The organism is Streptomyces sp. NPDC051576, from assembly GCF_040681835.1.
Classification (GTDB): Bacteria; Actinomycetota; Actinomycetes; order Streptomycetales; family Streptomycetaceae; genus Streptomyces.
On sequence record NZ_JBFAZO010000011.1, the window covers coordinates 261,793 to 275,191 of the forward strand.

A 13,399-nucleotide genomic window follows, 5' to 3' on the forward strand; every position below is an offset into this window, starting at 1 on the left:
GCCTCCGGGCGGCGGTCCAGACGCCCGTAACGCGTCTGAGGACAACGGCTCCGGCGCCGGCGACGGTTCCGGTTCGGCCTCCTCCGACAACCGGCCGCGCTTCCCCGGCCTGCGGCCCTTCTCGCCCCGAGCGGCGGACCCCGTGAGCCCGCCCCCGCCTCCGGCCTCGGCCCGCTTCCCGGACGCACCGCCCGTGCCCGGAGCCGACCCGCGCCGCCCCGCACAGAGCTCCGTCCCGCATCCCCCCACGGCGGGAACGCGTGACGACGAAGCACAGAGGGAGACCGGACCGGAGCCGTCCTCCCCCTTCTTCCGACCTACCGCACGGGCCGGCTCGGACACCTCGCGGCGCCCTGAAGGCGAGCCGTCCGACCGGCCCCGCTCCACGACGCCTCCCGCTACGGGCGAGGCATCCGACCGGCCGCACCAGGCCTCCGCCCGTCAGCCAGCACCTTCCGACCCCGCTGTCCCACCACGCCCCGAGAGCAGGTCTCCGCGTGGGTCGTCGGATGGGGAGCGGTATGTGCCGAGGCGTCCGGGGACGTCTTCCGGTTCTGCTGTTCCGCCTCGCCCGGCGGCTGATCCGCTGTCCCCCGAGGAGGGGTCTCCGCGTCGGCCCTCCGATCGGGAGCGGTATGTGCCGAGGCGTCCGGGGACGTCTTCCGGTTCTGCTGTTCCGCCTCGCCCGGCGGCTGATCCGCTGTCCCCCGAGGAGGGGTCTCCGCGTCGGCCCTCCGATCGGGAGCGGTATGTGCCGAGGCGTCCGGGGACGTCTTCCGGTTCTGCTGTTCCGCCCCGCCCGGTAGCCGACCCGCTGCCCTCCGAGGACGAGTCCCCACGTCAGTCGTCCGACCAGCTTCACCGGGACTCCGCCCGCCCGGAAACCCCTCCCAGGTCCGCGCCCCCCGAGTCGCCCTCGGAGAGCACCACCCGGCTTCGGCCGGCCTCGCCGTGGCGTGGGGAATCGTTCGGGGATCCGACGGGTGGGGCGCCCAGCCGGAGTGCGTGGTCGCCCTCCGCCGCCGGTGCGACCTATCCGCCCGAGGCTCCCCGGGGCGACGCCCACCCCGTCGGCTCCGCCATGCAGGGCTCCGTACTCGACGCCCTCGGTACCGACACCAGCGCCTGGTCCCCGTCCGCCCCCGGTACCCCGATGCCGCCCGAGGTGCCGCGCCCCGATCCCTCCTTGTCCTGGAGTTCGCCCGTGAACCCGGGTGGTGGGCGGCCCGTTGTCTCGTTCGGGGAGCCCGAGGGGTACGACGAGCGGGTGCGGGCGCGGCCGTTGGGGGCGCGGATTCGGTCCCGTACCGCCGCTGTCGCGGTCTGTGTCGTGCTCGGTCTCGGGCTCATCGGCGGTGCGGTGACCGGGAGTTGGCTCACCGGGGACGACGGCGTGGACGGCAGCGCCAGTACCTTCGCCGCTGCCGGCGAGTTGTGGCACAGCGTGCCTGTCGACGAGCTGTTTCCGCCCACCGTGCGGGGGCAGGGCGCGGGTCCGGGCGGCGCCGACCGCACCTGGACGCGGATCGCAGTGGCCCCGGACACGGGCTGCGCGGGCGCCTTCGACCCACTGCTGCGCGACGTCCTCGCCCCCGTCGGCTGCCGACGGCTCCTGCGCGCCACCTACACCGACGCCACCCAGAGCTACGTCACCACCGTCGGACTCCTTTTCACCAAGGCCGACATCACCGCGATGACCGCCCTCTCCACCCGGTTCAAGAACGAGAACCTCGCCAACCGGACCGACCTCCTGCCCCGCCCGTACGCCGCCAAGGGCACCGTCGCCGCCGCCTTCGGCGCCGAACAGCGTGCCTCGTGGACCGTTTCCGTCCTCACCGACGCCCCCGTCGTCGTCTACGCCGTCTCCGGCTGGGCGGACGGCCGTAAGGTCGACGAACCGGAGCCCGCCGACGAGGCCGTCACCTCCGGCGGCACCGCCGCCCCCGCCCAGGCGGGGCTCGGCAACGAGGCGCAGGGCCTCGCCGACCGTGTCGAGCGGAGTCTGCGCAAGACCGTCGACTCACCCTCCGAGAGCTCCAACGCCTCCGAGACGCCGAACGCTTCGAAGACCTCGGAGGAGACCCCTTGAGCGTCACGTCCCGCCGGGCCGGTCTCCTGAGCGTCGCCCTCGCCGCCTCCCTCGCCCTGGTCCCGCCCACCGTCGCCCACGCGGACGGCATACGCGCCCAGGAATGGGCCCTGGACGCCATGCACACCCAGGAGGCCTGGCAGACGACCAAGGGCAAGGGCATCACCGTCGCCGTGCTCGACACCGGCGTCGAGGCCGACCACCCCGACCTCGACGGCAACGTCCTCACGGGCAAGGACATGGTCGGCTTCGGCGCGCAGCCGGGCGACCGGGCCTGGGCCCGCCACGGCACCGCCATGGCCGGCATCATCGCCGGGCACGGACACGGCCCCGGCGACGAGGACGGCGTCATGGGGGTCGCCCCGGAAGCGAAGATCCTGCCCGTCCGGGTGATCCTCGAAGACGGCGACTCCGCCCGCGGCAAGGCCCGCACCACCCGGGGCAACGCCCTTGCGGACGGCATCCGTTGGGCCGCCGACCACGGCGCCGACGTCATCAACCTCTCCCTCGGCGACGACTCCGCCTCCGCCCACCCCGAGCCCGCCGAGGACGAGGCCGTGCAGTACGCCCTGAAGAAGGGCGTCGCCGTCGTCGCCTCGGCCGGCAACGGCGGCGAGAAGGGCGACCACGTCTCCTACCCCGCCGCCTACCCGGGCGTGATCGCCGCGACCGCCGTGGACCGCTTCGGCACCCGCGCCTCCTTCTCCACCCGCCGCTGGTACGCCACGGTCAGCGCCCCCGGCGTCAACGTCGTCATCGCCGACCCCGACCACAAGTACTACGAGGGCTGGGGGACCAGCGCCGCCTCCGCCTTCGTCTCGGGCGCGGTGGCGCTCATCAAGGCGGCCCACCCGGGGCTCACACCGGCCCAGATCAAGAAGCTCCTCGAAGACACCGCCCGCAACCCCCCGACCGGCGGCCGCGACGACTCCCGCGGCTTCGGCTTCATCGACCCCGCCGCCGCCATCAAGGCCGCCGCCCGCCTCAAGCCGGCCGCCCTGGCGTCCGTCGCCTACGGCAAGGAGTACTTCGGCTCCGGCCCGGACGCCGCCAAGACCGACAGCGACCCGTCCGACTGGGCGGGCCCCCTGGCCGGCAGTGTCGGCGGGGTTCTCCTCGTCGCGGCGGTCGTCCTGTGGCGCGGCCGACGCGGTCGCCGCGAGCCCTTCTAGACCACGATGAACAGCCGGTCGGTCACCAGCCGGTCGATCAGTCCGTCGCGGACGCGGAGGCCGACGTAGAGGAGTCGGCCCCGGCGAACGCAGCGACCCCCGCCTTCGCCGCCGCCTCGATCAGCGTGATCCCCTTGGTCTGCGTCGTGCTCCCCTTCGACAGCACGGCGACCAGGTAGTCGTGCCCGTCGTCGGCGGTGATCCGCCCGATGCTGTTGACGTCCCACAGCCCGGTCGTGCTCCGCGCCAGCCAGCCGTTCTTCAGCTTCCACTGCGCGCCGTCGGCCGCGGCCGACACACCCCACTGCTGGTCCGTCTCTATCTTCCCCATCAACCCCTGGAGATACGACCGCGAGGCCGAGCTGAGCTTCGAGTCGTCCCCGAACACCTGCTGGAGCAGGGTGAGTTGATCGGCGGCCGTGGTCTGGGTCAGGCCCCAGAGCGGGCCGGCGCCACCCGTGGTGGCCGTCAGCCCGAACGTCTTGTTCGCCGTGTCGAGCCCGTCCGCCGTGCCGATGATGTTCCACAGCGCGGTCGCGGAGTCGTTGTCGCTGTTCTCGATCATCGTGGTGGCGTACGACTTCTCGGTCGCGGTCAACTGCCGCCCCGCGTCCTGCGCCTGGAGCAGCAGCGTCGCCAGGATGTCCACCTTGACGATGCTCGCCGTGTCGAAGGCCGCGTCGCCGTACGTGGCGCTCTCGCCGGAGTCCAGGTCGAGAACGGCGACGGACACCCGCTGGTCGCCGGCCGGGGTCACCGACTTCATGGACGTCGCCAGCAGATCGGCGTAGTCCACTGTCGGCTCCGCCACAGGTTCCACCGATGCCTCCCCGCTCCCCGACGCCGAGGCCGACGGCGTCGCCGCCGACGATACGGCGCCGGAGTGGGCCTGTGCCTTCACATACACGGTCCCCGCCGCCGTGACGCCCACGACGGCCACGGAGGCCAGGGCGACATAGACGAGCGGACGGCGCCGTGAGGGACGCGCGCGGTGGTTTCGGCGGGCGGCTCTGGAAGACTCCATGCCCGCGATCGTGGTGGCGGCGACTGTGCGGACCGTGAGATGAAAGTTAGATGTCTGTCAACTGTGTCTGAGAAACGTGTGAAACCTGTGTCCTCCGCGTTTCAGGACCCGCACAAGTCCAGCAGCATCCCCCCGATAGGGTCGGTCACCGTGGCGAACAAGAACATTCCCGACTCCGGCTACTCCGACGACGACGGCTCGGCCGATCCCCGGCTGAGCGCGGCGCTCGCCGCCTGGGCCGAGGACCGCACCGCCGTGGGCCCCGTGCTGACGGCCCTCAAGGGCGCCCGGCTGCTGGTGCCCGTGGTGGCCGTGCTCGGTGAGGTCGAGGAGGACGGGAACGGACTGCGCCGCGAGAAGACCAGCGACATGGCCGTACCCACCCTGAAGGCCGGCGGCCGCACCGCCCTGCCCGCCTTCACCTCCACCGAGTCGCTGGCCCGCTGGGACCCGGCGGCCCGCCCCGTGGCCGTACCACTGCACCAGGCCCTCCAGGCCGCCGTGCACGAGAAGGCGGACACGATCGTGCTGGACCTGGCGGGTCCGGTGCCGTACGAACTGAGCGGGTCCGCGCTGCTCGCGGTGGCGGAGGGGCGGACGACCGCCGATCCGCTCACCGACCCGGCGGTGGTCGGGGCGGTACGGACCGCGGTGGCCGCCGAACCCGCCGTGCTCCGCGCCCACCTCGGACCGGGGCAGGCCGACGGCACCCTCGCCCTCGTGCTCGACCCGTCCGCGCCCGCCGCCGAGGCCGCCCGCGCGGTGGCCCGGCGCCTGGCCGACGACGAGACGCTGAGGGCCCGCCTGGTGCGCGGCCTCGACCTGGCACTGCTGCCGGCCGGGACGACGCCTCCGGGCGAGCCCTTGTACGTTCGCGAGGGATGCGGCGACTAGCCGTAGATCGGGCCCGTGTACTTCTCGCCCGGGCCCTGGCCCGGCTCGTCGCGGACGAGGGAGGCCTCGCGGAACGCCAGTTGGAGGGACTTCAGGCCGTCGCGCAGCGGGGCCGCGTGGAACGAGCTGATCTCCGTCGCACTCGCGTCCAGAAGTCCGGCCAGGGCGGTGACCAGCTTGCGGGCCTCGTCCAGGTCCTTGTACTTGTCGCCCTCCTCGGTCAGCCCGAGCTTCACGGCGGCGGCACTCATCAGGTTGACGGCGACCGTCACGATCACCTCGACCGCCGGGACCTCCGCGATGTCGCGGGCCATGGCGTCGAAGTCGGGGGAGTCGGTGTTCGGGGACTCGGGGGGCGTGTCACTCATGCCCCACACGATAGGGCCCGGTGTACGGCGGTTAGCACCACCCCCGGGGAGCTGCTAACCTTGTGTGATGACCGGCCAGGCACTGGTGTGCCCGGCCAACAAGTGGAGGCTCCGATCTCCCACCTGACCGTCCTCACGGACGGCGGGTCACCCCGGTCAGGCGGTCGCCATCGTTCCGTACGGACGATGGAGTCGCCCGAAAGCGCGCCCCGCGATCATCGCGGCGGTGCTCCGGCAGTGTTTTGGAGCCCCGTCTTGTGATCGTCCGGGGCATTTTTCATGTTCCGGCGCGGTTGGGTCTGTCTAACAGAGACAAACGCGGCCGTCCGCCAGATGGCCGTGTGGTGCTAACCGAGGAGGATCCATCAGCACCGAGCCCCGTATCAACGACCGGATTCGCGTTCCCGAAGTGCGACTTGTCGGTCCGAGCGGCGAGCAGGTCGGGATTGTTCCGCTTGCCAAGGCCCTGGAGCTTGCGCAGGAGTACGACCTCGACCTGGTCGAGGTGGCGGCGAACGCTCGCCCGCCGGTCTGCAAGCTCATGGACTACGGGAAGTTCAAGTACGAGTCGGCCATGAAGGCCCGTGAGGCGCGCAAGAACCAGGCGCACACGGTCATCAAGGAAATGAAGCTCCGGCCGAAGATCGACCCGCACGACTACGACACCAAAAAGGGTCACGTCGTCCGGTTCCTCAAGCAGGGCGACAAGGTCAAGATCACGATCATGTTCCGTGGTCGCGAGCAGTCCCGGCCCGAGCTGGGCTACCGACTGCTGCAGCGGCTCGCCTCGGACGTCGAGGACCTCGGGTTCATCGAGTCGAACCCGAAGCAGGACGGCCGAAACATGATCATGGTTCTCGGTCCGCACAAGAAGAAGACCGAGGCGATGGCCGAGGCCCGTGAGGCCCAGGCGGCCCGCAAGGCGGAAGCGAAGGCCAACCCGGGCAAGTCGCAGAACGCCGCGGAGTCCGAGTTCGACGACGAGAACGCTGTCGACGAGGGCGCCGAGGTCGAGACCGCCGAGGCCCCGGCCGAGGCTTCGGCCGACGCCTGATCCCCGGACGCCAGTCCGGGGACGTAACCGAAACAAGAGCGACGCTCCACCTGTGCCCGGTTTCACGACCGGGCACCGGAGCGCCACCGACGAGGAGATAACGGCGCTATGCCGAAGAACAAGTCGCACAGCGGTGCCAGCAAGCGCTTCAAGATCACGGGCTCCGGCAAGGTGCTCCGCGAGCGCGCCGGCAAGCGCCACCTGCTTGAGCACAAGTCGTCCCGTGTGACGCGTCGCCTCACCGGCAACGCCGAGATGGCCCCGGGCGACGCCAAGAAGATCAAGAAGCTTCTCGGCAAGTGACGTACGCGGCGCTCGACCTGAGCGCCGTACGTCTGGACCGGGACCCCATCGACACCGGGCCGTGTGAGTCCCACCACGGCCCCGCTACAAGGAGTTAAACAAGTGGCACGCGTCAAGCGGGCAGTCAACGCCCACAAGAAGCGCCGGGCGATCCTCGAAGCCGCCTCCGGCTACCGCGGTCAGCGTTCGCGCCTGTACCGCAAGGCCAAGGAGCAGGTCACCCACTCGCTGGTCTACAACTACAACGACCGCAAGAAGCGCAAGGGCGACTTCCGTCGGCTGTGGATCCAGCGCATCAACGCCGCTGCCCGCGCCAACGGCATCACCTACAACCGCTTCATCCAGGGTCTGAACGCGGCCAACATCGAGGTCGACCGCAAGATCCTCGCGGAGCTGGCCGTCAACGACGCCGGTGCGTTCGCCGCGCTGGTCGAGGTCGCCCAGAAGGCGCTGCCGAGCGACGTCAACGCGCCGAAGGCGGCGTGACGCTGCGCTGGCTGTGAAGCCGACGTGACTTGAGGACCCGCAGGCTTTCGGGCTTGCGGGTCCTGCTGTGTCTCCGGTGTCCCTGTTAACGAAGGTGAGTTGCATGCCCCCGGTCACCCCCGACCTCATCTCCCCCCGTTCCCCCCGCGTCTTGGCCGCCCGGCGGCTCGCGCGGCGGAACTTTCGGGGCAAGGAGCGGCTGTTCCTGGCCGAGGGGCCGCAGGCCGTGCGGGAGGCGGCGGGGTACGGGGACACGCTCGTCGAGCTGTTCGCCACGGTCGAGGCCGCGGAGCGGTACGCCGACATCGTGGGGGAGGCCCGCGACGCCGGTGCCCGGGTGCATCTCGCCGACGAGCAGGTGATCGCCGACATCTCGACCACCGTCACCCCGCAGGGGCTGGTCGGGGTCTGCCGGTTCCTCGACACCCCCTTCGAGGAGATCCTCAGGGCCCGGCCCAAGCTCGTGGCCGTCCTGGCGAACGTCCGCGACCCCGGCAACGCCGGCACCGTCCTGCGCTGCGCCGACGCCGCCGGTGCCGAGGCCGTCGTACTGACCGACGCGTCTGTCGATCTGTACAACCCCAAGGCGGTAAGGGCGTCCGTGGGCTCGCTCTTCCATCTGCCGGTCGCCGTCGGAGTGCCCGTCGAGCAGGCCGTGGCCGGGCTCAAGGACATCGGCGTGCGCATCCTCGCCGCCGACGGGGCCGGCACCGACGACCTCGACGACGAGCTGGACCAGGGCACCATGGGCGGCCCCACCGCCTGGGTGTTCGGCAACGAGGCATGGGGGCTCCCGGAGGAGACCCGCGCACTCGCGGACGCCGTCGTGCGGGTTCCGATCCACGGGAAGGCCGAGAGTCTGAACCTGGCCACCGCCGCCGCCGTATGTCTCTATGCGTCAGCCCGTGCACAGCGCGCCTCCGGAGGGTGCCGCTCCGTCACCGACAGCTAGTAGGGTGACCAGCTCGGGGGCCACCTGCGCCGTATGAGAAGAGGTGGGGTACGGGGATGACTGTCGGCACCAGCAGCGCGCCGGGAGCACGGGGTGTGCCCCATCCGTCCGGGCCCCCGCACGGCGAGCTCGCGGACCTCGGCATCGACCCCGACGAACTGCCCGACGGCCTGGTGATCGCCGACGAGCACGGCCATGTCATCTGCTTCAACGCCGCCGCCGAGCGCATCACCGCGACCGCCGCCTCCGACGCCCTCGGACAGCGACTGGAGAAGGCCCTCCCGTTAGAGGACCTGGAGGGCCGGCGCTGGTGGCAACTGACCGATCCCTACGGCGGATTGGCGATCCGGGTCCGGCAGCCCGAGCGCAACCTGCTGCTGCCGGGCGGCCACGAGGTCCTCGTCACGGCACGCTACGTCCGCGCGGAACCCCTCGGCCCGGTCCGCCGCGTCGTCGTCTCCCTGCGGGACACCGAGGCCCGCCGCCGCACCGAGCGCAGCCACGCCGAGCTGATCGCCACCGTCGCCCACGAACTGCGCTCGCCGCTCACCTCCGTCAAGGGCTTCACCGCCACCCTGCTCGCCAAGTGGGAACGCTTCACCGACGACCAGAAGCGGCTGATGCTGGAGACCGTCGACGCCGACGCCAACCGCGTCACCCGGCTCATCGCCGAGCTGCTCGACATCTCCCGCATCGACTCGGGGCGGCTGGAGCTGCGCCGCCAGCCCGTCGACATGGGCGCGGCCGTCGGCCGCCACATCCAGGCGTACGTCGCCGCGGGCCAGACCGCCGACCGGTTCCTGCTCCGCGTCGAACAGCCGCTGCCCGATCTGTGGGCCGACCCCGACAAGGTCGACCAGGTGCTCAGCAACCTGCTGGAAAATGCGGTGCGCCACGGCGAGGGAACCGTCACTATCGACGTCACGGCCTCGGCGTCCCCCCGCGAGGGGGAGGAAACCGGCACATCGGTGACGGTGAGCGACGAGGGCCCAGGTATCCCGGAGGAGTCCATGAACCGCGTCTTCACCCGCTTCTGGCGGGGCAGCAAGCGCGGCGGCACCGGACTTGGCCTGTACATCGTCAAGGGCATCGTCGAGGCCCACGGCGGCACCATCACGGTCGGCCGCGCCCCCGGCGGCGGCGCCGAGTTCCGATTTATGTTGCCCGTGGGCACCCCGGCGTATCTCCAGTAGCCGCCGACGAGGCCCCACGGGCGCGGTCACCTGTCTCACCCCCGTTAGACTCGGCCTTTGGCACCTTTGCGTCCCCGTTTCAGGGACGACGACGCGTCCCCCGAGTCGAGTCGGGACGGGGACCATCCGCCAGCCAACCGGAAGCACGGGAAGAGATGTCGGCACCGAATAAGTCGTACGACCCTGTAGAGGTCGAGGCCTTGAAACCGGAAGAGATCGAGCGCATGCGGGACGAGGCGCTCGCCGCCTTCGCGGCCGCCGGCGATCTCGACGCGCTCCAGGAGGCCAAGGTCGCCCACACCGGCGGCACCTCCCCGCTCGCCCTCGCCAACCGCGAGATCGGCGCCCTGCCCCCGCAGGCCAAGGCGGCCGCGGGCAAGCTCGTCGGCCAGGCCAGGGGCGCGGTCAACAAGGCCCTCGCCGCCCGCCAGGCCGAGCTGGAGGCCGACCGCGACGCCCGCGTCCTGGTCGAGGAGGCGGTGGACGTCACGCTGCCGTACGACCGCGTCCCGGCCGGCGCCCGGCACCCGCTGACCACGTTCATGGAGCGGGTCGCGGACGTCTTCGTGTCCATGGGATACGAGATCGCCGAGGGCCCCGAGGTCGAGGCGGAGTGGTTCAACTTCGACGCCCTGAACTTCACCCCGGACCACCCGGCCCGGCAGATGCAGGACACCTTCTTCGTCCAGGGCCCGGCGGGGACGGAAGGTGACGAGTCGGGTGTCGTCCTGCGGACGCACACCTCGCCCGTGCAGGCCCGCGCCATGCTCGACCGCGAGCCGCCGGTCTACATCGTGTGCCCCGGCCGCGTGTACCGCACCGACGAACTGGACGCCACGCACACCCCGGTCTTCCACCAGATCGAGCTCCTCGCCATCGACGAGGGCCTGACCATGGCCGACCTCAAGGGCACCCTGGACCACATGGTGCAGTCGCTCTTCGGCGCGGAGATGAAGACCCGGCTGCGGCCGAACTACTTCCCCTTCACCGAGCCGTCCGCCGAGATGGACATGCTCTGCTACGTCTGCAAGGGCGAGTCCGTCGGCAACCCCGACCGCCCCTGCCGTACCTGCTCCTCCGAGGGCTGGATCGAGCTGGGCGGCTGCGGCATGGTCAACCCCCGTGTCCTCGTGGCCTGCGGGGTGGACCCGGAGAAGTACAGCGGATTCGCCTTCGGGTTCGGCATCGAGCGGATGCTGATGTTCCGCCACAACGTCGAAGACATGCGAGACATGGTCGAGGGTGACGTCCGGTTCACCCGGCCGTTCGGGATGGAGATCTGATGCGGGTCCCGCTTTCTTGGCTGCGGGAGTACGTCGACCTGCCGGCGACCCAGACCGGCCGCGACGTCCAGGCCAAGCTCATTTCGGTCGGCCTGGAGGTCGAGACCGTCGAGCAGCTCGGCGACGGCCTCAAGGGCCCGCTCGTCGTCGGCAAGGTCCTCACCATCGAGGAGCTGGAGGGTTTCAAGAAGCCCATCCGCTTCTGCACGGTCGACGTCGGCCAGGCCAACGGCACCGGTGAGCCCCAGGAGATCGTCTGCGGCGCCCGCAATTTCGCGGTCGGCGACAAGGTCGTCGTGGTCCTGCCCGGCGCCGAACTGCCCGGCGGCTTCGCGATCGCCGCGCGCAAGACCTACGGCAAGACCTCGCACGGCATGATCTGCTCCGGCGACGAGCTGGGCATGGGCGACGACGGCTCCCACGGCATCATCGTCCTGCCGCCGGAGCACGAGGTCGGCACCGACGCGATCGAGCTGCTCCAGCTCGTCGACGAGGTCCTCGACATCGCCGTCACGCCCGACCGCGGCTACGCGCTGTCGATCCGCGGCGTCGCCCGCGAGACCGCCATCGCCTACGGCCTCCCGCTGCGCGACCCCGCGCTGCTGGACGTGCCCCAGCCGAACGCCTTCGGCTACCCGGTCCAGGTCGCCGACCCGATGGGCTGCGACCGCTTCACCGCCCGCACGGTGACCGGCCTCGACCCCGAGGCCCGCTCCCCGCTGTGGCTGACCCGCCGCCTCCAGAAGGCGGGCATGCGCCCGATCTCGCTCGCCGTCGACATCACCAACTACGTGATGCTGGAGCTGGGCCAGCCCCTGCACGCCTACGACCGCTCCCGCGTCCAGGGCGCGATCGGCGTGCGCCGGGCCGAGCAGGGCGAGAAGCTCACCACCCTCGACGGTGTCACGCGCACGCTGGACGCCCAGGACCTGGTGATCACCGACGACCGCGGCCCCATCGGCCTCGCGGGCGTGATGGGTGGCGCCAACACCGAGATCGACGACACCGAGGGCACCACCACCGAGGTCGTCGTCGAGGCCGCCCACTTCGACGCGCTCTCCATCTCGCGCACGGCCCGCCGCCACAAGCTGGCCTCCGAGGCCTCCAAGCGCTTCGAGCGCGGTGTCGACCCGCAGGCCGCGTCGGCCGCCGCGCAGCGCACGGTCGACCTCCTGGTCCTCCTCGCCGGCGGCACGGCGGACGCCGGCGTCACCGAGGTCATCGCGCCCTCGGCCCCGCACACCATCACCATCCCGGCCGACCACCCCGACAAGGTGGCGGGCGTCGACTACGGCCGCGAGACCGTCGTACGACGACTCCAGCAGGTCGGCTGCGACGTGTACGGGCAGGACGAGCTGATCGTCACCGTCCCGTCCTGGCGCCCGGACCTCACCGACCCGAACGACTTGGCGGAGGAGGTCATCCGGCTCGAGGGCTACGAGAACCTGCCCTCCACGCTGCCCAAGCCCCCCGCGGGCCGGGGCCTGACCGACCGCCAGCGGCTGCACCGCCGGGTCGGCCGTGCGCTGGCCGGTGCCGGTTACGTGGAGGCGCCGAACTACCCGTTCGTCGGCGAGCACGTCTTCGACCAGTTCGGCCTGGCCGCCGACGACCCGAACCGCAAGGTCGTCAAGCTGGTCAACCCGCTCTCCGACGAGGAGCCCGCGCTCCGTACGACGCTGCTGCCGGGCCTGCTCGGCGCGCTGCGCCGCAACGACGGCCGGGGCAGCCACGACCTCGCGCTCTTCGAGACAGGGCTGGTCTTCCACCCGCGCGAAGAGCTGAAGATCGCCGTACGGCTGCCCGTCGACCGGCGTCCGACCGACGAGGAGATCGCCTCCCTCACCGAGGCACTTCCCCTTCAGCCCCGGCACGCGGCCGTCGTCCTCACGGGCGCCCGTGAGCAGGCCGGCTGGTGGGGCAAGGGCCGCCCGTCCGACTGGGCCGACGCCGTCGAGTCGGCGCGTGTCCTCGCCCGCGAGGCCGGCACCGAACTCCTCGTCCGCAAGGGCCAGTACGGCCCCTGGCACCCCGGCCGCTGCGCCGAACTCGCCGTCGTCGTCGAGGGTGTCGAGCAAGTCATCGGCTACGCCGGTGAGTTGCACCCCGGTGTCCTGAAGACCCTGGGTCTGCCCGCGCGCACCAGCGCGATGGAACTGGACCTGGACGTCCTGGAGTCGGCGTCGGCGGGTGTCCCCAAGGGCCCGAAGATCTCCACGTTCCCGGTCGCCACGCAGGACGTCGCCCTGGTCGTCGACACAGCGGTCCCGCACGCGGACGTCGAGGCGGCGCTGCGCGAGGGCGCCGGTGAACTGCTGGAGTCCATCCGCCTGTTCGACGTGTACGACAACGCCGCGCAGCTCGGCGAGGGCAAGAAGTCCCTCGCCTACGCGCTGCGGTTCCGCGCTGCGGACCGGACGCTGACCGTCGACGAGGCGTCGGCGGCCCGCGACGCGGCGGTGGCGTTGGCGGCGGAGCGGACGGGAGCCGTACTGAGGGCCTGACTCCGCATCGGAGCTGTCCCTACCTGCGTAAATGCATAAATGCATCTACCTCATGTCACCTCACTCGTTCGGGTGAG

Annotated in this window: 12 protein-coding genes; 10 read left to right on the forward strand and 2 right to left on the reverse strand. The window is 71.4% G+C overall.

Translation table 11 applies throughout. From position 1 onward, the window contains the following. Positions 1-1,081: 1,081 nt before the first annotated feature. Positions 1,082-2,089, forward strand: coding sequence for a hypothetical protein (locus AB0M63_RS32765; protein ID WP_366021919.1), 1,008 nt, complete (start codon positions 1,082-1,084; stop codon positions 2,087-2,089). Then, on the forward strand, positions 2,086-3,261 hold the full coding sequence (gene mycP, locus AB0M63_RS32770; RefSeq protein WP_366021920.1) for a type VII secretion-associated serine protease mycosin: 1,176 nt from the start codon (positions 2,086-2,088) through the stop codon (positions 3,259-3,261). The genes AB0M63_RS32765 and mycP overlap by 4 nt, the downstream gene beginning before the upstream one ends. A gap of 37 nt (positions 3,262-3,298) precedes the next feature. Here the strand turns inward: mycP and AB0M63_RS32775 are convergent, their stop codons facing one another. Next, positions 3,299-4,285, reverse strand: coding sequence for a serine hydrolase (locus AB0M63_RS32775; protein WP_355906643.1), 987 nt, complete (start codon positions 4,283-4,285; stop codon positions 3,299-3,301). A 150-nt stretch (positions 4,286-4,435) separates the two neighbouring features. Between AB0M63_RS32775 and AB0M63_RS32780 the strand changes: the two genes are divergently transcribed. Next, positions 4,436-5,179, forward strand: coding sequence for an SseB family protein (locus tag AB0M63_RS32780; RefSeq protein ID WP_355906646.1), 744 nt, complete (start codon positions 4,436-4,438; stop codon positions 5,177-5,179). Here AB0M63_RS32780 and AB0M63_RS32785 read toward each other — a convergent pair. Next, the gene (locus AB0M63_RS32785; RefSeq protein WP_355906649.1) at positions 5,176-5,547 is read right to left on the reverse strand and encodes a DUF1844 domain-containing protein; all 372 of its coding nucleotides are present in this window, start codon (positions 5,545-5,547) and stop codon (positions 5,176-5,178) included. The two genes, AB0M63_RS32780 and AB0M63_RS32785, sit on opposite strands and share 4 nt — an antisense overlap. A gap of 364 nt (positions 5,548-5,911) precedes the next feature. Between AB0M63_RS32785 and infC the strand changes: the two genes are divergently transcribed. The 7 genes from infC to pheT all read left to right on the forward strand — a co-directional run bounded on the left by infC (position 5,912) and on the right by pheT (position 13,322). Next, positions 5,912-6,601 carry a translation initiation factor IF-3 gene (gene infC / locus AB0M63_RS32790; RefSeq protein WP_355906756.1) on the forward strand — a complete coding sequence of 230 codons (690 nt, stop codon included), beginning with the start codon at positions 5,912-5,914 and terminating at the stop codon, positions 6,599-6,601. A 108-nt stretch (positions 6,602-6,709) separates the two neighbouring features. Continuing rightward, a complete protein-coding gene (gene rpmI, locus AB0M63_RS32795; RefSeq protein WP_019065473.1) occupies positions 6,710-6,904 on the forward strand; it encodes a 50S ribosomal protein L35 in 195 nt (64 codons plus the stop codon). A gap of 102 nt (positions 6,905-7,006) precedes the next feature. Continuing rightward, entirely contained in the window at positions 7,007-7,390 is a 384-nt protein-coding gene (gene rplT, locus AB0M63_RS32800) for a 50S ribosomal protein L20 (RefSeq protein ID WP_019066261.1), read from the forward strand. 103 nt (positions 7,391-7,493) lie between these two features. Continuing rightward, a complete protein-coding gene (locus AB0M63_RS32805) occupies positions 7,494-8,342 on the forward strand; it encodes an RNA methyltransferase (RefSeq protein ID WP_366021921.1) in 849 nt (282 codons plus the stop codon). Positions 8,343-8,398: 56 nt separating this feature from the next. Then, positions 8,399-9,535, forward strand: a complete 1,137-nt coding sequence (locus AB0M63_RS32810; protein WP_355906656.1) for an ATP-binding protein — start codon at positions 8,399-8,401, stop codon at positions 9,533-9,535. A gap of 155 nt (positions 9,536-9,690) precedes the next feature. Next, positions 9,691-10,818, forward strand: coding sequence for a phenylalanine--tRNA ligase subunit alpha (gene pheS, locus AB0M63_RS32815; protein WP_355906659.1), 1,128 nt, complete (start codon positions 9,691-9,693; stop codon positions 10,816-10,818). Further along, positions 10,818-13,322, forward strand: coding sequence for a phenylalanine--tRNA ligase subunit beta (pheT, locus tag AB0M63_RS32820; RefSeq protein WP_366021922.1), 2,505 nt, complete (start codon positions 10,818-10,820; stop codon positions 13,320-13,322). The genes pheS and pheT overlap by 1 nt, the downstream gene beginning before the upstream one ends. Positions 13,323-13,399 lie beyond the last annotated feature (77 nt).

Coding starts and splice junctions, on each gene's coding strand:
- AB0M63_RS32765 (WP_366021919.1), top strand. CDS start 1,082: ATGCAGGGCTCCGTACTCGACGCCCTCGGTACCGACACCAGCGCCTGG.
- AB0M63_RS32775 (WP_355906643.1), bottom strand. CDS start 4,285: ATGGAGTCTTCCAGAGCCGCCCGCCGAAACCACCGCGCGCGTCCCTCA.
- AB0M63_RS32785 (WP_355906649.1), bottom strand. CDS start 5,547: ATGAGTGACACGCCCCCCGAGTCCCCGAACACCGACTCCCCCGACTTC.
- rpmI (WP_019065473.1), top strand. CDS start 6,710: ATGCCGAAGAACAAGTCGCACAGCGGTGCCAGCAAGCGCTTCAAGATC.
- AB0M63_RS32805 (WP_366021921.1), top strand. CDS start 7,494: ATGCCCCCGGTCACCCCCGACCTCATCTCCCCCCGTTCCCCCCGCGTC.
- AB0M63_RS32810 (WP_355906656.1), top strand. CDS start 8,399: ATGACTGTCGGCACCAGCAGCGCGCCGGGAGCACGGGGTGTGCCCCAT.
- pheS (WP_355906659.1), top strand. CDS start 9,691: ATGTCGGCACCGAATAAGTCGTACGACCCTGTAGAGGTCGAGGCCTTG.
- pheT (WP_366021922.1), top strand. CDS start 10,818: ATGCGGGTCCCGCTTTCTTGGCTGCGGGAGTACGTCGACCTGCCGGCG.